The 26,575-nt window shown below is 61.0% G+C and carries 24 protein-coding genes and 1 tRNA gene; 21 read left to right on the forward strand and 4 right to left on the reverse strand.

From position 1 onward, the window contains the following. Window positions 1-46 precede the first annotated feature (46 nt). The gene (locus K5K89_RS13185; RefSeq protein ID WP_093527823.1) at window positions 47-2,800 is read right to left on the reverse strand and encodes a response regulator; all 2,754 of its coding nucleotides are present in this window, start codon (window positions 2,798-2,800) and stop codon (window positions 47-49) included. A gap of 205 nt (window positions 2,801-3,005) precedes the next feature. Between K5K89_RS13185 and K5K89_RS13190 the strand changes: the two genes are divergently transcribed. Together K5K89_RS13190 and K5K89_RS13195 are read left to right on the forward strand one after the other, a co-directional pair. Further along, a complete protein-coding gene (locus K5K89_RS13190) occupies window positions 3,006-3,734 on the forward strand; it encodes a response regulator transcription factor (RefSeq protein WP_222541569.1) in 729 nt (242 codons plus the stop codon). Then, the gene (locus tag K5K89_RS13195) at window positions 3,721-5,091 is read left to right on the forward strand and encodes a sensor histidine kinase (RefSeq protein ID WP_222541570.1); all 1,371 of its coding nucleotides are present in this window, start codon (window positions 3,721-3,723) and stop codon (window positions 5,089-5,091) included. The genes K5K89_RS13190 and K5K89_RS13195 overlap by 14 nt, the downstream gene beginning before the upstream one ends. Here the strand turns inward: K5K89_RS13195 and K5K89_RS13200 are convergent. Then, complete coding sequence (locus tag K5K89_RS13200; RefSeq protein WP_222541571.1) at window positions 5,088-5,603, reverse strand: DUF2062 domain-containing protein; 516 nt, start codon at window positions 5,601-5,603, stop codon at window positions 5,088-5,090. The two genes, K5K89_RS13195 and K5K89_RS13200, sit on opposite strands and share 4 nt — an antisense overlap. Window positions 5,604-5,738: 135 nt before the next feature. On the opposite strand from K5K89_RS13200, the gene K5K89_RS13205 reads away from it, so the two are divergent. The 8 genes from K5K89_RS13205 to murB all read left to right on the forward strand — a co-directional run bounded on the left by K5K89_RS13205 (window position 5,739) and on the right by murB (window position 12,569). After that, complete coding sequence (locus tag K5K89_RS13205; protein ID WP_261401104.1) at window positions 5,739-7,964, forward strand: DNA internalization-related competence protein ComEC/Rec2; 2,226 nt, start codon at window positions 5,739-5,741, stop codon at window positions 7,962-7,964. Between the two features lie 83 nt (window positions 7,965-8,047). Beyond that, window positions 8,048-8,683, forward strand: coding sequence for a MotA/TolQ/ExbB proton channel family protein (locus K5K89_RS13210; protein ID WP_058425437.1), 636 nt, complete (start codon window positions 8,048-8,050; stop codon window positions 8,681-8,683). Then, window positions 8,680-9,108: an ExbD/TolR family protein gene (locus K5K89_RS13215; protein ID WP_058425436.1), complete on the forward strand. Its 429-nt coding sequence runs from the start codon at window positions 8,680-8,682 to the stop codon at window positions 9,106-9,108. The genes K5K89_RS13210 and K5K89_RS13215 overlap by 4 nt, the downstream gene beginning before the upstream one ends. Continuing rightward, window positions 9,108-10,118 (forward strand): tetraacyldisaccharide 4'-kinase, encoded by a 1,011-nt coding sequence (gene lpxK / locus K5K89_RS13220; RefSeq protein ID WP_222541572.1) that lies wholly within the window; start codon window positions 9,108-9,110, stop codon window positions 10,116-10,118. Before K5K89_RS13215 ends, lpxK begins: the two co-directional genes overlap by 1 nt. A gap of 24 nt (window positions 10,119-10,142) precedes the next feature. Then, entirely contained in the window at window positions 10,143-10,328 is a 186-nt protein-coding gene (locus tag K5K89_RS13225; protein WP_003174668.1) for a Trm112 family protein, read from the forward strand. Then, a complete protein-coding gene (kdsB, locus tag K5K89_RS13230; protein WP_222541573.1) occupies window positions 10,325-11,089 on the forward strand; it encodes a 3-deoxy-manno-octulosonate cytidylyltransferase in 765 nt (254 codons plus the stop codon). Before K5K89_RS13225 ends, kdsB begins: the two co-directional genes overlap by 4 nt. After that, a complete protein-coding gene (locus tag K5K89_RS13235; RefSeq protein WP_071491863.1) occupies window positions 11,089-11,553 on the forward strand; it encodes a low molecular weight protein-tyrosine-phosphatase in 465 nt (154 codons plus the stop codon). Before kdsB ends, K5K89_RS13235 begins: the two co-directional genes overlap by 1 nt. Further along, window positions 11,550-12,569 carry a UDP-N-acetylmuramate dehydrogenase gene (gene murB / locus K5K89_RS13240; RefSeq protein WP_092245147.1) on the forward strand — a complete coding sequence of 340 codons (1,020 nt, stop codon included), beginning with the start codon at window positions 11,550-11,552 and terminating at the stop codon, window positions 12,567-12,569. The genes K5K89_RS13235 and murB overlap by 4 nt, the downstream gene beginning before the upstream one ends. Before the next feature lie 62 nt (window positions 12,570-12,631). Here murB and K5K89_RS13245 read toward each other — a convergent pair whose 3' ends face one another. Further along, window positions 12,632-13,303 (reverse strand): Bax inhibitor-1/YccA family protein, encoded by a 672-nt coding sequence (locus tag K5K89_RS13245; RefSeq protein WP_071491861.1) that lies wholly within the window; start codon window positions 13,301-13,303, stop codon window positions 12,632-12,634. A gap of 152 nt (window positions 13,304-13,455) precedes the next feature. Between K5K89_RS13245 and K5K89_RS13250 the strand changes: the two genes are divergently transcribed. The 8 genes from K5K89_RS13250 to K5K89_RS13285 all read left to right on the forward strand — a co-directional run bounded on the left by K5K89_RS13250 (window position 13,456) and on the right by K5K89_RS13285 (window position 21,441). Further along, window positions 13,456-13,546, forward strand: a tRNA-Ser gene (locus K5K89_RS13250). 1,068 nt (window positions 13,547-14,614) lie between these two features. Then, complete coding sequence (locus tag K5K89_RS28645) at window positions 14,615-15,181, forward strand: hypothetical protein (protein WP_256572972.1); 567 nt, start codon at window positions 14,615-14,617, stop codon at window positions 15,179-15,181. 510 nt (window positions 15,182-15,691) lie between these two features. Next, on the forward strand, window positions 15,692-16,009 hold the full coding sequence (locus K5K89_RS13260) for a hypothetical protein (RefSeq protein WP_071491797.1): 318 nt from the start codon (window positions 15,692-15,694) through the stop codon (window positions 16,007-16,009). 421 nt (window positions 16,010-16,430) lie between these two features. Beyond that, window positions 16,431-17,180 carry a hypothetical protein gene (locus K5K89_RS13265; RefSeq protein ID WP_261401105.1) on the forward strand — a complete coding sequence of 250 codons (750 nt, stop codon included), beginning with the start codon at window positions 16,431-16,433 and terminating at the stop codon, window positions 17,178-17,180. Between the two features lie 136 nt (window positions 17,181-17,316). Continuing rightward, window positions 17,317-17,586, forward strand: a complete 270-nt coding sequence (locus K5K89_RS13270) for a hypothetical protein (protein ID WP_222541574.1) — start codon at window positions 17,317-17,319, stop codon at window positions 17,584-17,586. A gap of 190 nt (window positions 17,587-17,776) precedes the next feature. Continuing rightward, window positions 17,777-19,888: a TonB-dependent receptor family protein gene (locus K5K89_RS13275; RefSeq protein ID WP_222541575.1), complete on the forward strand. Its 2,112-nt coding sequence runs from the start codon at window positions 17,777-17,779 to the stop codon at window positions 19,886-19,888. Between the two features lie 81 nt (window positions 19,889-19,969). Next, entirely contained in the window at window positions 19,970-20,512 is a 543-nt protein-coding gene (locus tag K5K89_RS13280) for a sigma-70 family RNA polymerase sigma factor (RefSeq protein WP_071491793.1), read from the forward strand. After that, entirely contained in the window at window positions 20,509-21,441 is a 933-nt protein-coding gene (locus K5K89_RS13285) for a FecR family protein (RefSeq protein ID WP_093123747.1), read from the forward strand. Before K5K89_RS13280 ends, K5K89_RS13285 begins: the two co-directional genes overlap by 4 nt. Here the strand turns inward: K5K89_RS13285 and K5K89_RS13290 are convergent. Further along, entirely contained in the window at window positions 21,438-23,255 is a 1,818-nt protein-coding gene (locus K5K89_RS13290; RefSeq protein WP_222541576.1) for a sigma-54-dependent Fis family transcriptional regulator, read from the reverse strand. The genes K5K89_RS13285 and K5K89_RS13290 overlap by 4 nt on opposite strands. 255 nt (window positions 23,256-23,510) lie before the next feature. Between K5K89_RS13290 and K5K89_RS13295 the strand changes: the two genes are divergently transcribed. The 3 genes from K5K89_RS13295 to K5K89_RS13305 are packed head-to-tail and all read left to right on the forward strand — an operon-like array spanning window position 23,511 to window position 26,565. Next, the gene (locus K5K89_RS13295) at window positions 23,511-24,605 is read left to right on the forward strand and encodes an ABC transporter ATP-binding protein (protein ID WP_071491790.1); all 1,095 of its coding nucleotides are present in this window, start codon (window positions 23,511-23,513) and stop codon (window positions 24,603-24,605) included. Further along, the gene (locus tag K5K89_RS13300; RefSeq protein WP_071491789.1) at window positions 24,605-25,702 is read left to right on the forward strand and encodes an ABC transporter ATP-binding protein; all 1,098 of its coding nucleotides are present in this window, start codon (window positions 24,605-24,607) and stop codon (window positions 25,700-25,702) included. The genes K5K89_RS13295 and K5K89_RS13300 overlap by 1 nt, the downstream gene beginning before the upstream one ends. After that, window positions 25,699-26,565 carry a carbohydrate ABC transporter permease gene (locus K5K89_RS13305; protein WP_010209674.1) on the forward strand — a complete coding sequence of 289 codons (867 nt, stop codon included), beginning with the start codon at window positions 25,699-25,701 and terminating at the stop codon, window positions 26,563-26,565. The genes K5K89_RS13300 and K5K89_RS13305 overlap by 4 nt, the downstream gene beginning before the upstream one ends. Window positions 26,566-26,575: the final 10 nt, after the last annotated feature.

The following is a 26,575-nucleotide window of genomic DNA, read 5'->3' on the forward strand; positions in this document are numbered from 1 at the left end:
ATCGGGGGCAAGCCCCATCCCACAGCTGATCGGCGTCAAAGTCTCTTCAGGCGCTGACCCGCGCCTCACTGGCCAGCCGTGCAATCGCCATGTCGAGTTCGTCCAGCGCATGCATGGCCTTGGCGTCATCCTGCTTGAGCAGGGTTTCGGCACGGTGGCAGGCGGCGCGCAGTTGCGGTACGCCACAGTAACGGGTGGCGCCGTGCAGACGATGCACCCGTTCAATCAGGGCGTTGTTGTCGTTGGCGTCACGGGCAATGGTGATGGCGAGTCGGTCGGCTTCCAGGGAGGCAAGCAACATGGCGAGCATGTCTGCTGCCAAATCAGCCTTGCCGGCCGCCAGGCGCAGGCCTTCCTCGTGATCGAGCACCGGAAATTGCACGCCAGGGCCGAGGTTGTCGGTCGCGCGCTCCGGCCCCTGATTGCGCAGGGCCAGGCCGGTCCATTTCAACACCACCTGGGCCAGTTGGCGTTCGCTGATGGGTTTGGTCAGGTAGTCGTCCATGCCGCTTTGCAGCAAGGCGCGTTTTTCGTTGGCCATGGCGTGGGCGGTGAGGGCGACTACCGGCAATGGCGTGCCGCTGCGTTCGCTTTCCCACTGGCGGATCGCCTCGGTGCTTTGGCGGCCGTCCATGCCCGGCATTTGCACATCCATCAGCACCAGGTCGAAGGTGTCCTGCTTCACCGCGTCGATGGCCGCATAACCGCTTTCCACGGCGCGTACCCGGGCGCCCATGTCTTCCAGCAGGGTTTGGACCAGCAACAGGTTCGCCGGGTTGTCATCCACACACAGTACACGCGGTGCCCTACTGGACAAGGGTTCGCCGGGTTCGCTGCGCGTGGGGCGCGGGCTGATCAGGTCGGACAAGGCACGCCGCAATTTGCGTGTACAGGCCGGCTTGGCCTGCAATTGACTGTTGGGGTTGGGCACCGACTGATTGAACAGCATCTGTTCGGTGGTGGGGCACAGCACCAGCACTTTGCAGCCCAGGTGTTCGAGGTCCCACAGGTGCTGGTTGAGGCGCTCGGGCGGGATGTCGTTGGCAGTAACACCAAGGACGGCAAGGTCAATGGCTTGCTCGGTCTGGTGGGCACTGGTAATGCCGTTGGTCAGGCTTTCCAGGCTGGTGAACGGCGTGACTTCCAGGCCGCAGTCTTCCAATTGGTGCTGCAGCGCCTGGCGTGCCAGTTCGTGGTTTTCCAGCAAGGCAACACGATGGCCCAGCAGGGGCGCCGACGGCAGGTCTTCCACGTCGTCGCGGGTCTTGGGCAGGTTGAGGCTGATCCAGAACTCCGAGCCTTCGCCCGGCGTGCTGTCGACGCCGATTTCGCCGCCCATCTGTTCGATCAGGCGCTTGGAAATCACCAGGCCCAAGCCCGTACCGCCGGGTTGGCGCGACAGTGAGTTGTCAGCCTGGCTGAAGGCCTGGAACAGGGCACGCACGTCCTGGTTGGACAGGCCGATGCCGGTGTCCTGCACGCTGATGCGCAATTGCACGCTGTCTTCCTGCTCGTCCTCGATCATCGCTCGCGCCACGATGGTGCCTTCGCGGGTGAACTTGATCGCGTTGCTGATCAGGTTGGTGAGGATCTGCTTGAGGCGCAGCGGGTCGCCGACCAATGCCAGCGGCGTGTCGCGGTAGACCAGGCTGACCAGTTCGAGCTGTTTGGCATGGGCGGCGGGGGCGAGGATGGTCAGGGTGTCTTGCAGCAAGTCCCGCAGGTTGAACGGAATGCTGTCGAGGACCAGCTTGCCGGCTTCGATTTTCGAGAAGTCGAGGATCTCGTTGATGATCCCCAGCAGGTTGTCGGCGGATTTTTCGATGGTGCCCAGGTAGTCGAGTTGACGCGGGGTCAGCTCGCTCTTTTGCAGCAAGTGGGTAAACCCCAGGATGCCGTTGAGCGGCGTGCGGATCTCATGGCTCATGTTGGCCAGGAACTCCGACTTGATGCGACTGGCCTCCAGCGCCTCCTTGCGCGCCAGGTCCAGCTCGATGTTCTGGATCTCGATGGTTTCCAGATTCTGGCGTACGTCTTCGGTGGCCTGGTCGATGCTGTGTTGCAGTTCTTCCTGGGCGTTCTGCAGGGTCTCGGCCATGCGGTTGATGCCAGAGGCGAGTTGGTCCAGTTCCTGGCTGCCCAGGGGCGGCAGGCGGGTTTCCAGGTTGCCGTCCTTGAGCTGGGCCACGGCTTGCTTGATCTGGCCAATCGGCGCGTTGATGGTGCGGCTGATACGCAGGGCCAGTGCCGCGGTGCAGATCAGGCCGATGGCGATCAGCAGCAGGCTGGCGAACAGGCTGCGGTAGCCACGCAGCAACATGCCATTGTGGGACAGTTCCACCTCGACCCAGCCCAGCAGGCGGTCGGCTTCATCCGGGATCAGGTCGCCGGCGAGGTTGCGATGGCGGCCAAACACCGGCAGCAGGTAGCGCGTGGCGTCATTGCCGGTGCGTTGCAACAGGTGTGAGCTGTTGCCGATGGGGGCCTGGTTGAGCATGGTCGGGCCGGCGTGGGCGAGGGTCGCACGGTCCGGGCTGAGGAACGACACGGTGCGCACGTCCGGCTGCTCCAGGGACTGGGTGGCGATGCGCTCCAGCAGGTCGGTGTTGCGTGCACTCAAGGCGGGCGCCACCAGTGGCGCCAACTGCTCGGCGATCATTTCGCCACGTTGCAGCAACTGGGTCTGCAGTTCCGACAACTGCATCCAGGTGAAATAGCCGCCCAGCAACGAAGCCATCAGGCTGGTCGGTAATAAGGTCAGCAACAGTACGCGGCCTTTTATCCCCATTCTTGTCAGCACGCCACTCTCCTGCTACCACATTGATATCGATGATTCACACGGGCATCCGGCCCGCGCCACCTGCGCAGTGTAGCCATTTGCGCAGCGCGGAATCTTGCAAATTAATGACATATGGCAATCTTCGCGCCATTCGGCGCCCGGGGGCGATTGCCTGTAGCGGGGTAATCTTGAATAATCAGCCATTGAGAATGACTTGCAGATACTAATGAATCCCGCAGCAATTGGCCTACCCAGTATCCTGACTATTGAAGATGACCCTGTGCTGGGCGCTTATGTCCATGAGCACCTGGGCCGCTGTGGTTTCCACGTGACCTGGTGCCAGAATGGCCAGCAGGGCCTGCAGATGGCGCGCGAGCAGGCCTTTGACGTGGTGCTGATGGATATCCTGTTGCCGGGGATGGACGGCCTGTCGATCCTCACTCATCTGCGCCAGAGCCATTCGATCCCGGTGATCCTGATGTCTGCACTGGGCGCCGAAGCCGATCGCATCAGTGGTTTTCGCCTGGGGGCCGACGACTACCTGCCCAAGCCGTTCAGCATGATCGAGCTGCGCGTACGCATCGAAGCCATCCTGCGCCGGGTGGCCCTCGACCGCCGTCCGCTGCCGATCTCTGCGCCGGTGCACGACGATGCCCGCACCCTGCGTTTCGATGATGAACGGTGTGATGTCTTCCATCTTGACCACTGGGCCGGCTTGACCCGCAGCGAATACCGCCTGCTGGAAACCCTGCATCGCAACAGCGAAGAAGTCCTCAGCAAACCTTTCCTGTACCAGCATGTGCTGCAACGCGGTTATGCGCCCCATGACCGCAGCCTCGACATGCATATCAGCCAGATCCGCCGCAAGCTCAAGGCGATCAACTACACCGAGCGCGAAGTGCGCACGGTGTGGGGCAAGGGCTATGTGCTGAGCGGTCACGATGACGGGCTTTGAACGCCCCTTGAAACGGCTGCCGGGCCGGCACTCGTTATTCTGGAAGCTGGCCTGCCTGCTGATCGCCTTTTGCTTGCTGATGATCTGGCTCAGTTGGTCCTGGGGCCGCTACATGGAACAGAAGAACGCCTACCTGTCCGATGAGGCGCGAGGCACCTTGAGTGGTTATGCGGTCGCGGCTGAGCAGGCGTGGAGTCGCGATGGCAGTGCCGGCGTCGACGCTTGGCTGCAGGCGATGGGCAAGCGTGAAAGTACCTGGATAGGCGTGATCGGCAATGACCTGCAATCGTTGAGCAGCATCCCGCTGAGCGACAACGAAAGCCAGCGACTGACCTTTCTGCGTGGGTTGGATTGGCCGGTGAGCCGGCATGTCAAAGGCCTGCCATGGCTGAAGATCCCGTTTCCGACCGACCCCCATGCGGGGTCGCTGGTGATCGAGTTACCCCAGCGCTTTATGCCGGGGCGCTACCAACTGTTCTGGCGAGTGGTGACCAACGGGGTGATTCCCGGACTGTTTACCCTGTTGCTGTGCATCGGCCTGTATCGGCTGCTGATCATGCCCCTCAATCAACTGCGCGAGCAGGCCAATGCCTGGCGCGCCGATCAGTTGAATACGCGGTTGTCCCACGACGCGACCAGTCGCCAGGACGAGTTGGGCGAACTGGGGCGAGCGTTCGACCATATGTCCGAGCGTTTGCAGGGCACCGTGGTGTTGCAGCAACAGTTGCTGCGAGACATGTCCCATGAGCTGCGCACCCCGCTGAGTCGACTGCGAGTGGCCTGTGACAGTGAGCGAGACCTGACGCAGCTGCGCGAGCGGCTCGGCCGTGAAATCGACGCGATGCAACGCCTGGTGGAAGACAGCCTGCAACTGGCCTGGCTCGACACCGAACGGGCGCCGCTGCCCCTGGAAGCTATCCAGCTTCAAGCGCTGTGGGACATGTTGCGCGAAAACGCTTGCTATGAGAGCGACTGGCCAGCGTCGCGGCTGCCATGCCTGCTGGGGGTGGACTGCTGGGTGCGAGGTAACCTGAATGCGTTGGCCCAGGCTCTGGAAAACATCTTGCGCAACGCTATCCGCCATTCACCGTCGGGCGGTGTGGTCAGCCTGGACGGGCGTCGCGAAGGTGATTGTTGGCATGTCTGGCTGGAGGATCAGGGCGGCGGGATCGATGAAGGGGATCTGGAACGGATCTTCGCGCCTTTTACTCGCCTGGACGGTTCACGCCCCGGCGATGGCGGCTTCGGACTGGGCCTGAGCATCGCCCGCAACGCCGTGCAGCGCCAGGACGGCAGCCTGTGGGCGGAAAATACCGGGCAAGGCCTGCGCGTGCACCTGCGCTTGCGGGCCTGCTAAGCGCGACGCTGTTTGCGCTTTTTCCACTGGTGGGCCACCCACCAGCGCCAGTAGCCCATGGTCAGGCAATAGGCGAGGGCGCCCAGCACCAGCCCCAACACCACTGAACCCAGCAGGAACGGCTGCCACAAGGTGCTCAGTTGGCCACTGATCCATTCCCAGGTCAGATCGTCGGGCAGCCTGCGCGGTGGCACGTTCATCAGCCAGGCGCCGGTCATGTAGGTGCAGATAAAGACCACCGGCATGGTGATCGGGTTGGTCAGCCACACCAGGCTGACGGCGATGGGCATGTTGCCGCGCACGGTGATCGCCAGGACCGCGGCTAACAGCATCTGCAAGGGGATTGGGATAAACGCGGCGAACAAACCCACGGCCATTGCGCGTGCGACCGAGTGTCGGTTCAGGTGCCAGAGGTTCGGGTCATGCAGCAACGTGCCGAGAAACTGTAATGACTTATGTTCCCTGATACTCGTGGGATCGGGCATGTACCGTTTGAATAAGCGCCGGGGCATAAGGGATCCAGGTCAGTTCGAGGGGCAAGTATGCCCGCATTCTATAAACAGAAAATTCAGACTTTGTGACAAAACATCATAGGCCGCCCTGGGCATCCGGCTAAGACTGAGTGGATCACTTGAAAAGGATGATTCATGAAGACAGGGATGTGCGCGTTTGCGCTGGGGTTGCTGGCCCTGCGTTTTTTGCCGGCGTTGCCGCCTATGGGCTGGCTGGTTGCCTGGCCGGTGCTGGCGTTGATGTTGTTGCCGTTTCGTACCTACCCACTGGCGTTTTTCCTGCTGGGGCTGAGTTGGGCATGCCTCAGCGCACAGTGGGCGCTGGATGATCGTCTGATGCCTGCCCTGGATGGCCAGACGCGCTGGCTGGAGGGCCGGGTGATCGGGTTGCCGCGACAGACGGGCGAAGGTGTGCGCTTCGAACTGGCCGATAGCCGGTCGCGCAATGCCCGCTTACCCAAACGCATCCGCGTGTCCTGGCGTGGCGGGCCGCCGGTGCGCAGCGGTGAACGTTGGCGCCTGGCGGTTACCCTCAAGCGTCCGACCGGGTTGCTGAATTTCCACGGGTTTGATCAGGAAGCCTGGCTGTTGGCCCAACGCATCGGCGCCACGGGCTCGGTCAAGGATGGCGAGCGCCTGGCGCCGGCCCGCAATGCCTGGCGCGACAGCGTGCGTCAGCGCCTGCTGGCGGTGGATGCCCAAGGCCGGGAAGCAGGCCTGGTTGCCCTGGTACTGGGCGACGGCTCAGGGTTGGCCGCTGCCGACTGGCACGTGTTGCAGGACACGGGCACCGTGCATCTGCTGGTCATTTCCGGCCAGCACATCGGTTTGCTGGCGGGTTTGATCTATGGGCTGATCGCCGGGTTGGCCCGCTACGGTTGCTGGCCGCGAACCTGGCCGTGGTTGCCCTGGGCGTGTGGCCTGGCGTTCAGCGCTGCGTTGGGCTACGGCTGGCTCGCAGGGTTTGGCGTGCCGGTGCAACGGGCTTGTGTGATGGTCGGGTTGGTGTTGTTGTGGCGGCTGCGCTTCCGGCATCTGGGGCTGTGGTGGCCGTTGCTGCTGGCGCTCAATGGGGTGCTGGTGCTGGAGCCGTTGGCCAGCTTGCAGCCCGGGTTCTGGTTGTCGTTTGCGGCGGTGGCGGTGCTGATTCTGGCGTTTGGTGGGCGGTTGGGGCCGTGGAGCCTGTGGCAGGCATGGACCCGACCGCAGTGGCTGATTGCCATTGGGCTGTTTCCGGTGTTGTTGGTGTTGGGACTGCCCATCAGCCTGAGCGCACCGCTGGCCAACCTGGTGGCTGTGCCGTGGATCAGCCTGGTGGTGTTGCCGCTGGCGCTATCGGGGACCGCATTGCTGCCATTGCCATTTATTGGCGAAGGTCTTCTGTGGCTGGCGGGCGGCGCTCTGGATGGTTTGTTCAGAGGGCTGGCGTGGCTCGCCGGACACATGCCGGCGTGGATCCCGGCGCAAGTACCATTGGTTTACTGGCTGGTGAGTCTGCTGGGTGCCGTGTTGCTACTGCTGCCCAACGGCGTGCCGTTTCGCGTATTAGGCTGGCCAATGCTGTTGTTGGCAGTGTTCCCTGCGCGAGAACTGGTGCCCCACGGGCAGATGGAGGTGGTGCAGTTGGACGTGGGGCAGGGGCAGTCGCTGATTCTGCGCACGCGCCACCATGCATTGCTTTACGACGCCGGACCGCGCACCGGAACCTTTGATCTGGGCGCGCGGGTGGTGCTCCCGTCGTTGCGAAAACTCGGGGTGAGGGCATTGGATCTGATGCTGCTCAGTCACGCCGATGCGGATCATGCCGGCGGCGCGGCGGCGATTGCCAAGGGCATACCGATCAAGCGCGTGGTGGGCGGGGAAACCGATGGGTTGCCGGCATTTATCGGTACGCAACCTTGCGTCAGCGGCGAGCGATGGACCTGGGACGGGGTAACGTTCGAACTCTGGCAGTGGCCAGGTGCTATCAGTGGTAACGCAAAGTCCTGCGTGTTGCAGGTGCAGGCCAATGGCGAGCGCCTGTTGCTGACCGGCGACATCGACCGCGAAGCCGAACAGGCCATGCTCGCGTCGCCTCTGGCGGTGCCCACCGAGTGGCTGCAGGCGCCCCACCATGGCAGTCGCAGCTCTTCGTCCTGGGCGTTTGTCGAGCGGCTCTCCCCCCGTAATGTGCTGATCTCGCGGGGGCGCGGCAATGCGTTCGGCCATCCCCATCCGCAGGTGCTGGAACGTTACCAGCGGCTGGGCAGCCAAGTGTATGACAGCGCCGAACAGGGGGCCGTGCGTGTGCAGCTGGGAGCATTCGCGCCACCGGTCGTTGCGCGCAGTCAACGAAGGTTCTGGCGCGAGCGCTTACCCTAGGGGTTCAAGGCCTCGGCGGATGGGGTCTGTGGCCGACGCACCTATATGGTAAAGTGGCGCACTTTTTCGAGGGGACATTCACTGTGTGGGAATTGGTCAAATCCGGCGGCTGGATGATGTTGCCGATCATCATGAGCTCCATCGCCGCACTCGGCATCGTCGCCGAACGCCTGTGGACCCTGCGCGCCAGCCGCGTGACCCCCGAGCATCTGCTGGGGCAGGTCTGGGGCTGGATCAAGAACAAGCAACTGGACAAGGAAAAGCTCAAGGAACTGCGCGCCAACTCCCCGTTGGGTGAGATCCTTGCCGCAGGCCTGGCCAATTCCAAGCATGGTCGCGAGATCATGAAGGAGTGCATCGAAGAGGCCGCCGCCCGCGTCATTCATGAACTGGAGCGCTACATCAACGCCCTCGGCACCATCGCCGCCATGGCGCCATTGCTCGGCTTGCTCGGCACGGTGTTGGGCATGATCGACATTTTCAGTTCGTTCATGGGCTCCGGCATGACCACCAACGCGGCCGTGCTGGCCGGTGGTATCTCCAAGGCGCTGATCACTACGGCGGCCGGCCTGATGGTGGGTATTCCTTCGGTGTTCTTCCACCGTTTCCTGCAACGCCGCATCGATGAGCTGGTGGTGGGCATGGAGCAGGAGGCCATCAAGCTGGTGGAAGTGGTGCAGGGCGACCGCGACGTGGACCTGGTTGGGGGCAAAGCGTGAAATTTCGCCGTAAGCAACGGGAAAATGTCGATATCAACCTCGCGTCGCTGATCGACGTGGTGTTTATCCTGCTGCTGTTTTTTGTCGTCACCACGACTTTCACCCGGCAAACCGAACTGCGCGTCGACCTGCCGGAAGCCGTGAGCGGTTCGCCGGCCGAAGACCAGCAAGTCAAGCAACTCGACATCGCCATCAGCGCCGACGGGGTGTTTTCGGTGAATAACCAATTGCTGGAGAAAAACGACCTTGCCAGCTTGATGGAAGCCTTGCAGAAAGAGTCCGGCGGCGACACGCAGTTGCCGCTGTCCATCAGCGCTGATGGCAAGACCCAGCACCAGGCTGTGATCACCGCGATGGACGCTGCCGGCAAGCTCGGTTTCAGCCATTTGCGCATGAGTACCGTCGAGGCGGCGAGCCAACCCTGATGGCCATGTCCGATCGTTTGCTCAAGGCCTGGTACGAGGGCCATCCGGCACTTTCGCTACTGCGGCCGCTGGAGTCCCTGTATCGCCGGGTGGTGCAGCGCAAGCGCGCACGGTTCCTGGCGGGTGAGGGTGATATTTACCAAGCGCCGGTGCCGGTGGTGGTGGTCGGTAATATTACCGTGGGCGGCACCGGCAAGACGCCTTTGATCCTGTGGTTGATCGAACACTGTCGGCACAGCGGCTTGCGTGTGGGTGTGGTCAGTCGCGGTTATGGCGCCAAGCCACCACAGTTGCCGTGGCGGGTCGAAGCCAGTCACAGCGCCGAGGTGGCGGGTGACGAACCGTTATTGATCGTGCAGCGCTGCGGCGTACCTTTGATGATCGATCCTGATCGCAGCCGTGCGGTCAAGGCGCTGCTGGCCAGCGACACTCTGGACCTGATCCTCTCCGACGACGGCCTGCAGCATTACCGCCTGGCCCGCGACCTTGAACTGGTGCTGATCGATGCCGCCCGTGGCCTGGGCAACCGTCGCTGCCTGCCGGCGGGGCCGCTGCGCGAACCGGTGGAGCGTTTGCAGAGTGTGGATGCGTTGCTGTACAACGGCGCCGCCGACGACCGCGAAGACGGCTTTGCCTTTCGTTTGCAGCCTACTGCACTGGTCAACCTGCAAACCGGCGAGCGCCGGCCAGTGGATCATTTTGCGGCGGGCCAGCAGGTGCATGCGGTCGCCGGCATTGGCAACCCGCAACGTTTCTTCAACACCCTTGAAACGCTACACTGGCAGCCGATACCCCATGGGTTTGCCGACCACGCGACTTACAGTGCCGAGGTCCTGAATTTTACGCCGTCATTGCCGCTGGTCATGACCGAGAAGGACGCGGTGAAGTGCCGCGCCTTCGCCCAGCCCGACTGGTGGTACCTTGCGGTGGATGCGCTGCCGTCGCCGGCGTTCGTCGCCTGGTTCGACACGCAGCTGATGCGTCTGTTGCCTGCCCGTCTTTTGCCTTAAACCGCTTTTTTCCAGGAAACACTCATGGACACCAAACTGCTCGACATCCTCGCTTGCCCGATCTGCAAAGGCCCGCTCAAGCTCAGCGCCGACAAAACCGAGCTGATCAGCAAAGGCGCCGGCCTGGCGTACCCGATCCGTGATGGCATCCCGGTGATGCTGGAAAGCGAAGCCCGTACCCTGACCACCGATGAGCGCCTGGATAAATGACCACCGCCTTTACCGTTGTCATTCCCTCCCGCTATGCGTCGACTCGCCTGCCGGGCAAACCGCTGCAACTGATCGGCAACAAGCCGATGATCCAGCTGGTGTGGGAACAGGCCTGCAAAAGCAGCGCCGAGCGCGTAGTGGTGGCCACCGATGACCCACGCATCATCGAGGCCTGCGAAGGCTTCGGCGCCGAGGCGGTGCTGACGCGTGAAGACCACAACTCCGGCACCGACCGCCTGGCTGAAGTGGCCACAAAGCTCGGCCTGGCGCCCGACGCCATCGTGGTCAACGTGCAAGGTGACGAACCGTTGATCCCGCCCGGCGTTATCGACCAGGTGGCCGCCAACCTGGCCGCCCATGGCGAAGCGCGCATGGCGACCCTGGCTGAGCCGATCGAAGACGTCGAGACCCTGTTCAATCCGAATGTGGTCAAGGTGGTCAGCGACATCAACGGCCTGGCGCTGACGTTCAGCCGTTCTACCCTGCCGTGGGCACGCGATGCGTTTGCCAAGCAACCGGATGTACTGCCGGAAGGCGTGCCGTATCGCCGTCACATCGGCATTTATGCCTACCGCGCCGGTTTCCTTCATGACTTCGTCAGTTGGGGCCCGTGCTGGCTGGAAAACACCGAATCCCTGGAGCAACTGCGGGCGCTGTGGCACGGCGTGCGCATCCACGTGGGCGATGCACTGGAAGCGCCGCCGGCTGGTGTCGACACGCCCGAAGACCTTGAGCGCGTCCGTCGCCTGCTGGGGGCCTGATGGAGGTTTTGTTTGTCTGCCTGGGCAATATCTGCCGCTCGCCCACCGCAGAAGGCGTGCTGCGCCACAAACTGCGCGAAGCGGGGCTGACTGGGCAGGTCGATGTCGCGTCCGCCGGCACCGGTGAGTGGCATGTCGGCAACCCGCCGGACCAGCGCAGCCAACGTGCGGCGTTGGCCCGCGGCTACGATCTGTCGGCCCAGCGTGCCCGGCAGGTCTCCCGCGCCGATTTTGCGCGCTATGACCTGATCCTGGCCATGGATCACAGCAACCTGCGCAACCTCAAGGCGATGCAGCCGGGGCAGGGCAAGGCGGAGCTGGACCTGTTCCTGCGCCGTTACGATGCCGAAGTGGACGAAGTGCCAGATCCGTACTACGAAGGTGAACAAGGCTTCGAACGGGTCCTGGACCTGATCGAACAGGCCTGTGATTTATTGGTGATCGAATTGAAGGGGCGGTTATGACCTTGCAGGTGCTTGCGCAGGTATCGCTCAAGCCATTCAACAGTTTTGGCATTGATGTGCATGCCCAGCTGTTCGCCGAGGCCCACAGCGACAGCGATGTGCGTGAGGCCCTCACCTATTCCACCGCACACAATGTGCCGTTGCTGGTGATCGGCGGCGGTAGCAACCTGTTGCTGACCCAGGACATTCCGGCGCTGGTGCTGCGCATGGCCACCCAGGGCATTCGTGTGCTGCACGACGACGGCCTGCACGTGGTGGTCGAGGCCGAGGCGGGCGAAGCCTGGCACCCCTTCGTGCTGTGGACCCTGGACCAAGGTTTCTGTGGCCTGGAAAACCTCAGCCTGATCCCCGGCACCGTCGGCGCCGCGCCCATGCAGAACATCGGAGCCTACGGTGTCGAGATCAAGGATGTATTCGCTGGCCTGACCGCCCTGGACCGTCGCACCGGCGAACTGCGCGACTTCAGCCTTGAGGAGTGCAACTTTGCCTACCGTGACAGCCTGTTCAAGCACGAGACCGGGCGCTGGCTGATCCTGCGCGTGCGCTTCGCCCTCAGCCGCGCCAGCCACCTGAAACTCGACTACGGCCCGGTGCAGCAGCGCCTGGCGGCGCAGGGGATCACCGAGGCGACGCCGAGCGACGTCAGCCGTGCCATCTGCAGCATTCGCCGTGAAAAACTGCCGGATCCGGCGGAGCTTGGCAATGCCGGCAGCTTCTTCAAGAACCCGTTGGTCTCCCAGGTGCTGGCGGCTGAGCTGCAGGCGCTGTATCCGGACCTGGTGGCCTACCCGCAACCTGACGGGCAGATGAAGCTCGCCGCCGGCTGGCTGATCGACAAGGCCGGCTGGAAGGGCTTCCGTGAGGGGGACGCCGGCGTGCACAAACTGCAGGCGCTGGTGCTGGTCAACTATGGCGCCGCCTCGGGGCATGACATTGCCAACCTGGCCCGCCGCATTCAGCGAGACATTCTGGAGCGCTTCAAGGTCGATCTGGAAATGGAACCCAACCAGTACTGATCTTCTGAAAACAAAAATGCCCCGCATCTTTCGATGCGGGGCATTTTTATTGAGGCAAGTAATCAGTCATCGCGGCTCATGATGCCGAAGATCTGCAACAGGCTGATGAACAGGTTGTAGATCGATACATATAGGCTGATGGTCGCCATGATGTAGTTACGTTCACCACCGTGGATGATCGCGCTGGTCTGGAACAGGATGCACACCGAGGAGAACAGCACGAAACCTGCGCTGATCGCCAGTTGCAGCCCGCTGATCTGGAAGAACATGCCCGCAACCACTGCCGCCAGCAACACGAAGAAACCAACGGTGATGAAACCACCCAGGAAGCTCATGTCCTTGCGGGTGATCAGCACATAGGCCGACAGACCACCAAACACCAGCGCCGTCATGGCAAACGCCGAGCTGACCACTTCCGCACCGCCGGCCATGCCGAGGTAACGGTTGAGGATCGGGCCGAGGATAAAGCCCATGAAGCCGGTCAGGGCAAATGCCGACACCAGGCCCCACGCAGAGTCGCGCAGTTTGTTGGTGAGGAAGAACAGGCCATAGAAGCCGATCAGCACCACAAAGATATTCGGGTAGCCAACGCGCATCTGCTGGGCCACGAACGCCATCACGCCGCTGAATGCGAGGGTCAGGGCGAGCAAGCCATAGGTGTTGCGCAACACGCGGCTGACTTCAAGCTGCTCAGCCTGCGCGTTACCATTCACTGCGTAATTCTGTTCGCGCATGGCGACACTCCTTCAGTTTTGAAACGTTCAGTCGCAAAGATCATAACAGACGCTCTGTAACAAGCTATGGCGAGAGTTTGACAGTGTGTTTCATTCGGGTATTATGGCGCCCGCTGAGACGGGATAGGCTACTATAATCCTGTGATGCACAAGGGAAATTGGCAGAGTGGTTGAATGCACCGGTCTTGAAAACCGGCGAACGTTAATAGCGTTCCCAGGGTTCGAATCCCTGGTTTCCCGCCAAGATTCAAACGAAAGCCCCGCGAATGCGGGGCTTTTGTGTTTCTGGGGTTTGGGGCGGCTACCCCGCTTCAAGCCTGATCGTTTCCGCATCATTTCAAGCGGTTTGCGATTGGGGCAGGTGCAGTAGTCACGACCTCCTTCTTGTGCTCGTATCGCTGACGCTAGCGCGCTCGCGAACGTTTTTTCGACGAGTGACGTGTCTAGATCAATGGTTCCGTGAGTATTGGGGTTGTCACCTCGAGCTTCGGCGTCTACCCTGAAAATGTATGGATTGTTACGAATAATTTCGGAGGCGCCAGTTTTTGAGGCGCGATACTTCAGGACGAGGAACGAAACATGTTTTCACACGAGGGTCCCGCAATAGAGCTGTTGTTGTTCGTTTTTGGTCTGGCTGGCGTACTGCTCGTCGCTTGGTTTATTCATCATCAATACGAACGTAAAAATGGGAAGGGCGTTAAAAAACAACAAAATCGTAGCGAGGGTCGCTCAACCTAAGGTCCTTTTGGCTATATCCATTCGAGCCAGTCGTTTCCGGCTGGCTTTCAATGACTACTCCTCTACAGAACAGATCCAGCGATGATTGTGCCGATATGGCGCACGGATGAAATGGACGTCTGAAACCATCTTCATCCCGCGTCCCTGAAGCGCTTGGGTCAGTTGTACGAGTGTCTCTGCTTGGATAGTCATTGCTGTCACCTCATCAGATTTACTGCGTTCATAATTCCTGACCGAACGGACAACTGACTAATTCAAATTTTCTACAGCGCTGATTGATGTATGAATCGCATTGGGGGTGAACTGCGTGACGTTTGCCCGGCTTTGCTCTCGCGCTGGGTGGCGGTATCCAGTTCACACTCCGATGCAGCCTTTTTGAAGGCGACCCATCCTCATGTGGATCTCGACTGCGCAGCTTGATCCCACAGTCATTAGCCCATTGGATTTGTGCCATTCCTGCCAAGCTTTTCCTCGTCATCTCTTTGATTTTTTACTACTATTGTTCACCTGCGCACTCAAGGAAGAGCGGCTGAGCGCCTTGAGTCTGGTAGAAAATGTACGCTCGATCATGGATTGAGTGATGACTTTTACCCAGAACCTAACGACTCAGCCAACCCCAAATACCTCTTGGTGAAACCGATGAATAAAATGTGTGGCATCGTTGTAGTGGTAGGTCTTGCTCTCTCGGGATGCGCTACGAAAACCCCAGAAAAACCTAAAGAGACTCCCCCTCCAGCCGTCGTTCATGAAGCACCCGCTGAAGCCGCGCCTTCGACACCACCAGAAAATTTCACTGTGCGATATGAGGCTGCACCTGCGAACCCACGTCCTGTAGCCCCAATCAATGTCTCCCAGGAGGCTGCTCAGGAAGAGTCTGAAACAAACTTGAACCAGAATCGCGCCGAGCAATGCCGTAAAGAGCTCGATGTTCTAAGGGTGTACAACAAGGCGTCTTACGATAAATACGAGGCGCAATACCAGGCCATTGCTGCCAAGACGGCCAAGTACATGGAAGTCAAAGACTCGTTGGGTCCTGATTTGAACTACATGGTGATGCCGGCCTATCAATTTCAAATTCGTGAGTTTTGCTTCCGGGTCAAGACCCGTTTGACGGAGCTTGTGCTTCGCCAAGCCAAATAATCGTTCCACGTCAGGGTGAGTCTTTTGCCAGTTGAAACGCTGAAAAAGATGTTCATTTCTGGTTGATTTGCCCAGGACTACAAAAGCCAATGCCCCGACACGTCGGGGCATTGGCTTTTAATCGGCGCGCGCGGTGTTGATCAGTCGCAAACCGCTGCCTTCTCACCCGGTACATCTCCCCACCCGCATGACTCAACAGGGCATCGGCATCCAGCTCATCCTCCCCGGAAAAAAGACCACGACGATACTGCAGTCGGTTGTCCAAGGCGCCTGCCCAAACGTATGATCAGGCTGGGCGTCCTCTACGGTCGCTGGGACTCACCCCCTTTTCAAGGACACGAGCATGCAAAAGCACTTCGGTAATTCAGGCCTGTTCAAGGCTGCTTCGTATCGTTGCAACAAAACCCTCGGCAACGGCATCGCCCGCTGGGAGTTGAACAACAGTGCGTTGAATACGAAGGAGTTTTTGATATGTCCAAAGAACTACTCGGAGTTTCTGCTCTAGGGTTGATGGTCCTTGGTGAGTTTTGTGCAATCTACAGCGAGGTAATCACCGCCCGGCTGGCTCAGGCGGGCGACGGTTCATGGCAGGCGTTCGTCATGCCGGTGGTGTTGATGTGTTTTGCCGGGCTTTGCCTGCTGGGAGCTTACTGGCTGGGGTACCGGGCGGTCGGTGATATCTGGGTGGTGACAGTCGTTTCCATCACCTCGTTATTGCTGCTGGAGCCTGTGGTGATCTGGGCGCTGTTCCAGGAAATGCCCGGGCGGGGTGCGCTGATCGGGTTTTGCCTGGGGGCTCTGGGCATGCTGGCCACGGTCTTGCTGTAGTTGCACATTCTGGCCCGGCCAATGGGTGTCGGGCCAGATGCTGAGGGAGTTGCAGGCAATACCTTCCTGCGCCGCAGCCGCGGCTGAATTTGAAGCCGGTGACACGTTGTTCAGCAAAAAAGCTGAGCTACCGAAAGCAGGCAAATCATCTGAACAACCATTTGCGCCCGAATTGGATGTTTCATTGCCGTCACCTCCTATACAGCTGCTTATGAGCAAATGCGCAAAAAATACACGCAGCTGTTGCTCTCAGTATAGGCCCTGAAACGAATCCTTCACGATTGCGCCGATTCACCTGCCCGGTGGTCTCTGCTTACAACTATCTGCCTGGATCCACTGCACTTTTTTGGATTTCTCCGCTCTATCCTTGTCCCAGCCCTGCCGATTTCCCGCGTGGGCAGATGAATCAGATCGGGTGCCGATGGATCGCACATTTCCTCGTTTCAACCTTCAACGCGGTTGCCAGCCCTTGATGCTGGCCGCTGTGTTGATGCTCTGCGCCAGCGGTTGCAGCCAGCAACAGGGGCGGGATATCGCCAAGCAGTTCAGCAACGGCAAACCCGATGAGTTCTTCCAGACCAGTGTCGACCGCATGGCCACGCTGGGCATGCGCGACAACCTGCAAAGCCTGTATCTGCTGATGAACAAGCTCTATTTGCGCAACCCCAGCCAGTGGCGTCAGTCGGGTTATCCGGATGCGGTCAGCGCTGCGCGAGAGATCCGCCAGGCCATCGAGCAACGTCGATCGCTGCCGGCCCTGGATGATCGCCGCGACTTGGCGGCGCTGAGTTATTCCCTGAGTCCGGAGTTCAAAGGCGATCGTGTCGGCGCGTTTATCTACGCCATCGGCAGCATGATCGTGACGGCCCACGGTGGGCGTACTGAGTTCTACATCACCGATTCGATCAACCCGCAGTTTGTCAGCAACGCCGCGCGCAATATCGAGAAGGCCACCTGGCTGCTGAGCAAGCGCCAGGATGCCAATGGCGTGCTGCTGTTGTTCTCCAACGAAATATCGGAGGAGGGCAGCAACCTCAGCTTCGCGGTGGAGTTCGGCAAGATCGTTGCGCGCCTCGACCTGCTGACCCAGATGCTCGACGAGCGCTACCGGCGCATCGGTCTCAATTACGCGCAGAGCTTGTTGCTGATGAATTTTCTGCCGGTGCAATAAAGCTCGGCATGCTCTGGTGATTGGTACGGTGTTTCGTTTTCCCTTGTAGGAAGAGGCCTATCTTGCATCTCGATGGTTGAAACACCCAGTACTCATCAATAGCCTCGGATTTTTCCGAAAGCTTGAGGCCTCTACCATGGGTAAGCAAAAGACGGTTTGGCCCACTGATCGCGAAATACGTTTGCGTTTTATCCTTTTTGCCGTGATCGATGCGGCGAGTGTCCAAGGCGTTTCTGCCGAGGTGTTGCTGCCAGCGCACAAGTTATTGCGGGACTCGCCGACCGAGGCGCAATTATTGGAAGCGCTCGACAAAATCCTCAGTGCGGATGAAATGTATGGATTCCGGTTTGCTCCGGGATCAGAAGCAGATGAACTGATGCAAAGCCGGCTGATACCCCCCCATTGAGGATTGACACTGCAACTGTGGCGAGCGGGACAAGCCCGCTCGCCACTTCCTGCTGCTCTGCCACCCTCGTGCAGCGAATAGTCTTGGTCCGACGTTGGTGTGGGAAGGGGCTGGTCCGTTAATAAGGAGTGACCTGGCGGGTGCCCCTGTCTTCCCACCAGGTGCCCCCCGAATTCCAAGGACCTGCCCGATGCTGCTGCGCCAACCTCCGCTCTTGTTTGCCGCCCTGACCTTAAGCTCACTGGTGCACGCCGAAGACCTGCAATTGGCCCCGGTCGAAGTCACCGGCAGCCAAGCCAGCGACGGTGAAGTGGCCCAGGCGCAGCTCAAGAGCGTGCCCGGCGGCACCAACTATATCGACATGAACAGCGTGCAGCAGGGAAGGGTGAGCACCAACGAAGACGTGTTCAAGTACCAGGCCGGAGTGTATGCCAAGGCGGCCAACAACGAAGGGGTGAAACTCTCGATTCGTGGTTCGGGCCTGAACCGCAGCCCCGGTGCCCATGCCTCCGGCTTGTATGAAATGTTCGATGGCCTGCCACTCACCGGCCCCGGCGGCACGCCTTATGAGCTGAAAAATCCCTTGTGGCAAAGCCGGGTCGAAGTGCTGCGCGGCGCCAACGGTTTTGATCAGGGCGCGCTGGCCTTGGGCGGCGCGGTCAACTATGTGACCCGCACGGGCCACGACGCACCCAAGCTGCAACTACGTTACGAAGCGGGCAGCAAAGGCTACGCCCAGCGCGAGATCAGCTCGGGCCAGGTACTGGGGGATGCCGACTACTACATCAGCCTCACCGATTCCGAATCCGACGGCTACCAGCACCAGAGCGCTGCCACCGGCAAAGGCGTGGCCGCCAACTTCGGCTACCGCTTCAACCCGGACCTGGAAACCCGCTTCTACTTCCGTTACCGCGAAACCACCAACGACACCCCAGGCAAACTCACGCGCAGCCAGATCAGCCACGACCCGCGTGCGGCCAACAGCCTCAACGCCGCCCGTGATTCCAAGCGCCTGCAACCGGGCTCCACTTGGATCGCCAACAAGACCTCCCTGCAATTGGACGACAACGCGCGGGTCGAAGTCGGGCTGGCCTACCACGACTACCCGATGGACTTGCGCGAAGGCACCAACCGCCTGAAAGTCGCCTACACCGATATCAGCAGCACCCTCAATTACATCCGCCAGGACACGCTGTTCGGCCATGACAGTAAAACCACTGTCGGCCTGCGCACCACCCAGGCGATGCCCAATAACGGCGCTTCGGAATACGTGCGCACACCCGCCGGCAATACCGCAACCTACGCCCCCGGCACCAAGACCCGCGACTACAGCTACCTGGGCTCCGACACCGTGTTGCATATCGGCAACGACCTGGAACTGGTGCCTGACCTGTGGCTGACCACTGGCCTGGCGGCGATCTATACCCGCCGCGAAACCCAGGTCACCTACCCTGAAGGCCAGGCGCCGCTCAGCCAGCACGACTGGGACTACGCACCACGCATCGGCCTGCGCTACGACTTCACCCCACAATTGCAGGTGTACGGCAACCTGAGCCGCTCGGTCGAGCCGCCGCATGCGTGGTCGATGATCTGGGGTTCCAACAAATACTTTACCGGTGGTCCGGCCAAAGGCCTGGCACGGGAGGGCGTGAGCCTGAAAAACCAGACCGCCACCACCCTGGAGATCGGCGGGCGCGGTGAGGCCTGGCTCGGCCAGTGGGACCTGGCCCTGTACCGCTCCGAAGTGCGCCACGAATTGCTCAGCGTGGAAACCCAGGCGCAAACCTCTACCAGCAATGCCATCGTCGCCGAGTCCAACGCCAGCCCCACCGTACATCAGGGTGTGGAACTGAGCCTGCTCAGCCCGTTATGGGACGGCGGCCGCAACGGCCGGCTTGCGCTGCGCCAGGCCTACACCTTCAGCGACTTCCATTACCGCGACGATGACCGCTTCGGCGACAACACCTTGCCCGGCATCCCCAGGCACTACTACCAGGCGCAAGTGCGCTACAGCCATCCGACGGGTTTCTACACCAGCCTCAACACCGAGTATTCCTCACGGGTGGCGGTGGACTACGCCAATTCCTACTACGCCGCGTCCTACACCCTGCTCGGCGCCACGCTCGGCTACGACGCGCCCAAGCAGGACTGGCAAGCCTGGGTCGACCTGCGCAACCTGACCAACCGTCGTTACGCCAATACCGTGACGCCGGGTTATGACGACAAGGGGTTGGATGTAGCGCGTTCTACGCCGGCGGATGGCCGTGGCATCTACACCGGCGTGTCCTGGAGTTGGCGTTAAAGACAGGCCCTTGCCCCAAGCGGGTTTTACTGGCATTGTTCGCGCAATTGGTAACTCTTCCCATTTGAGATCTTTTTGCGCATGCATGACATTCCGGCCGCGCTGGGCGACTCCGTGCGCCAGCAGACCCTCACGGCGATGTACAGCGAGCACCACGGCTGGTTGCACGGCTGGCTGCGCAAGAAACTCGGGTGTTCCCAGCAGGCCGCCGACCTGGCCCATGACGCGTTTATCCGCGTCCTGATGCTGGCCGAGCCGCAGAGTATCAAGGAGCCTCGCGCTTTCCTGGCCACCACGGCTGGTCGGTTGTTGATCGACAGTGCCCGTCGCCGTCGTATCGAAAAAGCCTACATGGAAGCCCTGGTGATCCAGTGCGAAGACGCCGACATGCCCGACCCGGCTGCGATTCATGTGGCCTTGCAAGCCCTGGAGCGTATCGCAGAGATGCTCGCCGGCTTGCCTTTCAAAGCCCGCGAAGCATTCCTGTTGAGCCGCCTCGACGGGCTGACCTACAGCGAAATCGCCCTGCGCCTGGACGTTTCCTCCAGCACCGTCAAAAACTACATTTCCAGCGCCCTGGTGCATTGCTACCACAGCCTGCACCCGGCAGACCCGCTGGCATGAGTTCCGAGCAGATCATCCAGCAAGCCGCACAGTGGCTGACTCGCCTGCACGACGAAGGCGTGACCGACGCCGACCGCCAGGCGTTCAACACCTGGCGCCAGGCCGACCCGCGCCACGCCGTGGCCATCGAGCGCATGAGTGCGTTATGGGGCAGCCTCGATGCCTTGCCCGCCAAGCCAGCGCGCATTGCCCTGAACCGCGCCTTCACCCCGCGACGCCCACGTGGCGCGCAGGTGGTGGGTGTGCTCGGCCTGGTTCTGTGCGGCTGGCTGGGCCTGCAACACTTGCCGGTGTGGATGGCCGACCAACGTACCGGTGTCGGTGAGCGTCGGCAGATCGCCCTCGAAGATGGCAGCCAGTTGCAGCTCAACAGTAACTCGGCGGTGGATGTGCAGTTCGATGGTCATCAACGGGTGATCGAACTGCTGCAAGGCGAGCTCTGGGTCGAGGTGGCGAAGGATGCGCAACGGCCGTTCGTGGTTCGCACCGACCAGGGCACGGCCACTGCGCTGGGCACGCGTTATCTGGTCAAGCGCGCGGCAGACGGCACCACGGTGGTCACGGTGATCGAGTCCACGGTCGCGATCAAAGGCGATGCCGGCGATGGGGTCAAGGTCACGGCCGGCCAGCGTTCGGTGCTCGACCACGGCCGCGCCCAGCCACCGCAAGCCATCGGTGACAGCGATCCCGACGCCTGGACCCGCGGCCTGCTCAAGGTCAACGACCAACCCTTGAGCGAGGTCTTGCAAACCCTCGCCAGCTACCGCCACGGCTTGTTGCGTTTCGACCCCCAGGCCCTGCAAAACCTGCGGGTGTCCGGGGTGTTCAAGCTGGACGACACGGCGGCGGCGTTGTCGTCACTGGCCGATAACCTGCCGATCCAGGTGGAGTACTTCACCGACCTGCTGGTGGTGGTCAAGCCACGCTAGCCTTCGTTCTGGCGCAGGCGTTTGTACAGGGTATTGCGGCTCACCCCCAGCTCTCGCGCCAGATGGGAAATATTGCCGCCGGCGGCTTTCAAGCGCTGGTTCAGGTCGATGCTGTCATCCAGGTACTCACTGGCGGGCGGCGGCGCCGCGACGTTCAAATCCACGAAGAAATCGTCCGGCAGGTGCTCTGCACGGATCGGCTGTTCCTCGGCCATGGCCAGCGCCACCTGCAACACACTGCTCACCTGGCGCAAATTTCCCGGCCACGGGTGCCGCTCGAACAGCGCCAATACTTCGGCGCTCAGGCCCGCCCATTGAGTCGGCTCGCGGTGTTGCTGCCACAGTTGCTGGAACAGCGCCTGTTTGTCGGTGCGCTCGCGTAACGGCGGCAGTTCCAGGGTCAGGCCACCGATGCGGTAGTACAAATCCTCACGGAAACGCCCAGCATGTACCAGATCCCGCAGTGCACGGTTGGTGGCCGAGATGATGCGCAAATCCACCGGGAACAACTCGCTGCTGCCTACCGGTTGCACGCAACGCTCCTGCAACACCCGTAGCAAGCGGGCCTGGGTGGGCAGCGGCATATCACCGATCTCGTCGAGAAACAGCGTGCCCTTGTCGGCCTTGCGGATCAGGCCGATGCTGCCTTTCTGGTTGGCGCCGGTGAACGCGCCCTTTTCATAGCCGAACAGCTCCGATTCCACCAATTCGGCGGGAATCGCCGCGCAGTTCACCGCGATAAATGCCTTCTGGCTGCGCGAGCTGGCGTGGTGCAGGGCTTTGACGAACACCTCCTTGCCCACGCCGGTTTCGCCGTGAATCAGCAGCGGGATGTCTTTCTCCAGCAGGCGCTCGGCCTGGCGCACGGCTTTCTCCACGCGCGCGTCGCCGAAATGCAAAGTCTTGAGGCCAATCGGCGCAGGCTTCGATGGCGCCGGCTCGGTGAACACGCGCGCCTGCACCGGCATCTGCCTGGGGCGCTTCAACAAGCACTGGAAGCGATTGCGTCCCGCCGCTTGCAGGGAGAAGGGCAGGCCTTCCGGTTGGTTCAACAGTTCCAGCAACGATACCTTGAACAGGCTGTCGATCATCACCCGCGACAGGCTGATGCCCAGCAGGTTGTCGGCACGTCGATTGGCCGACAGCACCTGGCCGCTTTCATCAAAGATCAGCAGGCCGGCCCACTGGCTGTCGAGGTTGCTCAGCCCGGTGTTGAAGGTCAGCTGGAAATGTTCGCCGCGAAACAGGTTGAGGATCAGCCGGTTCTCCACGGTCTGGCTCATCATCTTGACCATGCCCAGGGTGTGGGAGGGCGGCAGGTAGCTGTCGCTGGACACATCCAGCACCGCGATGATCTCGCGCTGGGCGTCGAAGATCGGCGCCGCCGAGCCGGTCATGAAGCGGTTGGCCTTGAGAAAGTGTTCATCGTGTTCGATATGCACCGCCTGGGCGCAGGCCAACGCGGTGCCGATGGCATTGGTGCCGCTGGAACGCTCCATCCAGCTGGCGCCGGGGTTGAAACCACGGGCCAGCTTGGGCTCGATAAAGCGCTGGGTGCCCCAACTGGTCAGCACCTGGCCCTGATTGTCGGCCAGCATGATCAGGCAGTTGGAATTGCTCAGGATGTTCTCGTAGTAGGGCAGCACTTCCTGGTGGGTGGTCTGCACCAGCGAATGCTGGCTCTCCAGCAATTGGTTGATGCCCTCGGCGGGGAGCTGGTCGAAGCTGGGCGTGCTCTGGTGGTCCAGGCCAAAGGCGCGGCAACGGCGCCAGGATTCCTGGATAAGGGTGTCGTGAGCCAGTGGTTCGGCCATGGGGTGACCTTCGTTTTTATTGTTATGGGGTCTTGCGCAACGGACTGCTGGAAATCATTCCACTGTATTGGTCGTCAGAGTGTTGTTCAGAACTGTTCATTGTCAAGGCCCTGACTGTTCAGTTGTTCAGCCAAATTGTTCACTCCTGAACATCACTTTCAGCTGATTTCCTTGCACATCAACCACTTGTCGTTTTGGCACGAAACTCGCTCTGTCACCTGGCCAGATTCATTCCAATAATAAAAAGGTCGTGTCATGTCATTGACCCTGGAACATGTCTCCCGCGTTGTCGAAGGCCAGACCTGGATCGACGACGCCAACCTGCGTTTCGAAGCCGGTTCCTTCAACGTCTTGCTCGGTCGCACGCTGTCCGGCAAGACCAGCCTGATGCGCCTGATGGCCGGTCTGGACAAACCCGACAGCGGCCGCATCCTGATGAACGGCGTGGACGTCACGCAAAAACCGGTGCGCTTGCGCAACGTGTCGATGGTGTATCAGCAGTTCATCAATTACCCGACCATGACCGTGTTCGAAAACATCGCCTCGCCGTTGCGCCAGGCCGGTGTGTCCAGCGAGCTGATCCAGAGCAAGGTGCTGGAAACCGCCAGGATGCTGCGCATCGAAAAATTCCTCCAGCGTCACCCCCTGGAACTCTCCGGCGGCCAGCAGCAGCGCACGGCCATGGCCCGCGCACTGGTCAAGGATGCCGAACTGATCCTGTTCGATGAGCCGCTGGTGAACCTGGACTACAAACTTCGCGAAGAGCTGCGTCAGGAAATGCGCGAACTGTTCGCCGCACGCCACACCATCGCGATCTACGCCACCACCGAGCCCAACGAAGCCCTGGCCCTGGGCGGCACCACGACCATCCTCCACGAAGGCCGGGTGATCCAGAGCGGCAAGGCGGCCGAGGTGTATCACCAGCCGCAGACTGTGCTGGCCGCGGAGTTGTTTTCCGAGCCGCCGATCAACCTGATGCCGGGGCGCATCAGTGGCAATGAAGTGAGCTTCGCCAATTTCGTGCACTTCCCACTCAACGTCGACCTGCGTCCCATCGGCGAAGGCGAGTTCCGGTTCGGCGTACGCCCCAGCCACATCAGCCTGGTGCCGAGCAACGATGACGACCTGGAGCTGGCGGTCACCGTGGAAGTCGCCGAGATCAGCGGTTCGGAAACTTTCCTGCATGTGCGCAGCGAACATTTCCTGCTGGTGCTGCACCTGCCGGGGGTGCACGAGTACGACGTCGATGCGCCGATCCGCGTGTATATCCCCACCCATAAACTGTTTGTGTTCGATGGCCAGGGCCGTTTGGTCCAGGCTCCCGGACGCCGTGTCGCGAGGGTTGCCTGATGGCCGAGATCCATTTGCAGAACCTGGCGCACAGCTACAGCCCTGCGCCGAAAGGGCCTGAAGACTACGCTATCCGAGCAATGAACCACGTGTGGGAGCAGGGCGGGGCCTACGCCTTGCTCGGGCCGTCGGGCTGCGGCAAGTCGACGTTGCTCAACATCATCTCCGGCCTGCTCAGCCCGTCCGAAGGCCAGGTGCTGTTCGACACTCAAGTGGTCAACGACCTCACCCCGGAAAAACGCAACATCGCCCAGGTGTTCCAGTTCCCGGTGGTGTACGACACCATGACGGTGTTCGACAACCTGGCGTTCCCGCTGCGCAACCAGGGCATGGCCGAGGCGAAAATTCACAGCAAGGTGCAGGAAATTGCCGAAGTCCTCGACCTGCAAAACCTGCTGACCAAAAAGGCGCGCAACCTCACCGCCGACGAAAAACAGAAAGTCTCCATGGGCCGTGGCCTGGTGCGCGACGACGTATCGGCGATCCTGTTCGATGAACCGCTGACGGTGATCGACCCGCACCTCAAGTGGAAACTGCGGCGCAAACTCAAGCAGATCCACGAGCAATTCAACATCACCATGGTCTATGTGACCCACGATCAACTGGAGGCCTCGACCTTCGCCGACAAGATCGCAGTGATGTACGGCGGGCAGATCGTGCAGTTCGGCACGCCGCGTGACCTGTTCGAACGGCCGAGCCACACCTTTGTCGGCTATTTCATCGGCAGCCCCGGGATGAATCTGATCGAGGTGCAGGCCCAGGCGGGCGGGGTGCGCTTTGCCGAGACTCATTTGCCCTTGTCCGAGGCGTTGCAGCAACGTATTGCCAACACCGACTACAAGAAGCTGCAGGTCGGCATCCGCCCGGAATTCATCCACGTATGGGACGAGTACAACCCTGACGCCCTGCAGGCCGATGTCACACATCTTGAAGACCTTGGCACCTACAAGATCGTCACCCTCAACCTCGACGGCGCGCTGCTCAAGGTGCGCCTGGCCGAAGACAAGCCCGTGCCGGAAGGCAAGGCGTCCATCAGCTTTCCGGCGCAATGGCTGATGGTGTATGCCGACGACTACCTGCTGGAGGTGCAGCCATGAACAAGGTGCAGAACAACAAGGCCTGGTGGCTGGTGTTACCGGTGTTCCTGCTGGTGGCGTTCAGTGCGGTGATCCCGATGATGACCGTGGTCAATTACTCGGTGCAGGACATCTTCGACCAGTCCAGCCGCTACTTCGTCGGTGCCGACTGGTACAAGCAGGTGCTGCTCGACCCGCGCCTGCATGACTCGTTGCTGCGTCAGTTCATCTACTCGGCCTGTGTGCTGCTGATCGAAATCCCGCTGGGCATCGCCATTGCCCTGACCATGCCGACCAAGGGCCGCTGGTCGTCGCTGGTGCTGATCATCCTCGCCATTCCGTTGCTGATTCCGTGGAACGTGGTGGGCACCATCTGGCAGATTTTCGGTCGCGCCGACATCGGCCTGTTGGGTTACAGCCTCAATGCCCTGGGCATTAGTTACAACTACGCCGCCAACACCATGGACGCCTGGGTCACGGTGTTGGTCATGGACGTATGGCACTGGACCTCACTGGTGGCGCTGCTCTGCTATTCGGGGTTGCGGGCGATTCCGGACGTGTACTACCAGGCTGCACGGATTGATCGTGCATCGCCCTGGGCGGTGTTCCGACATATCCAGTTGCCGAAGATGAAGAGCGTGCTGCTGATCGCGGTGATGCTGCGGTTCATGGACAGCTTCATGATCTACACCGAACCTTTCGTCCTCACGGGCGGCGGGCCGGGTAACGCCACCACGTTCTTGAGTCAGACCCTGACCCAGATGGCCGTAGGCCAATTCGATCTTGGCCCGGCTGCGGCGTTTTCGCTGGTGTACTTCCTGATCATCCTGTTGGTGTCCTGGCTGTTCTACACCGCCATGACCCACTCCGACGCCAACCGCTGAGGCCGCCAAC

The organism is Pseudomonas sp. DR208 (genome assembly GCF_019823005.1).
In the GTDB taxonomy this organism is placed as follows: Bacteria; Pseudomonadota; Gammaproteobacteria; order Pseudomonadales; family Pseudomonadaceae; genus Aquipseudomonas; species Aquipseudomonas extremorientalis.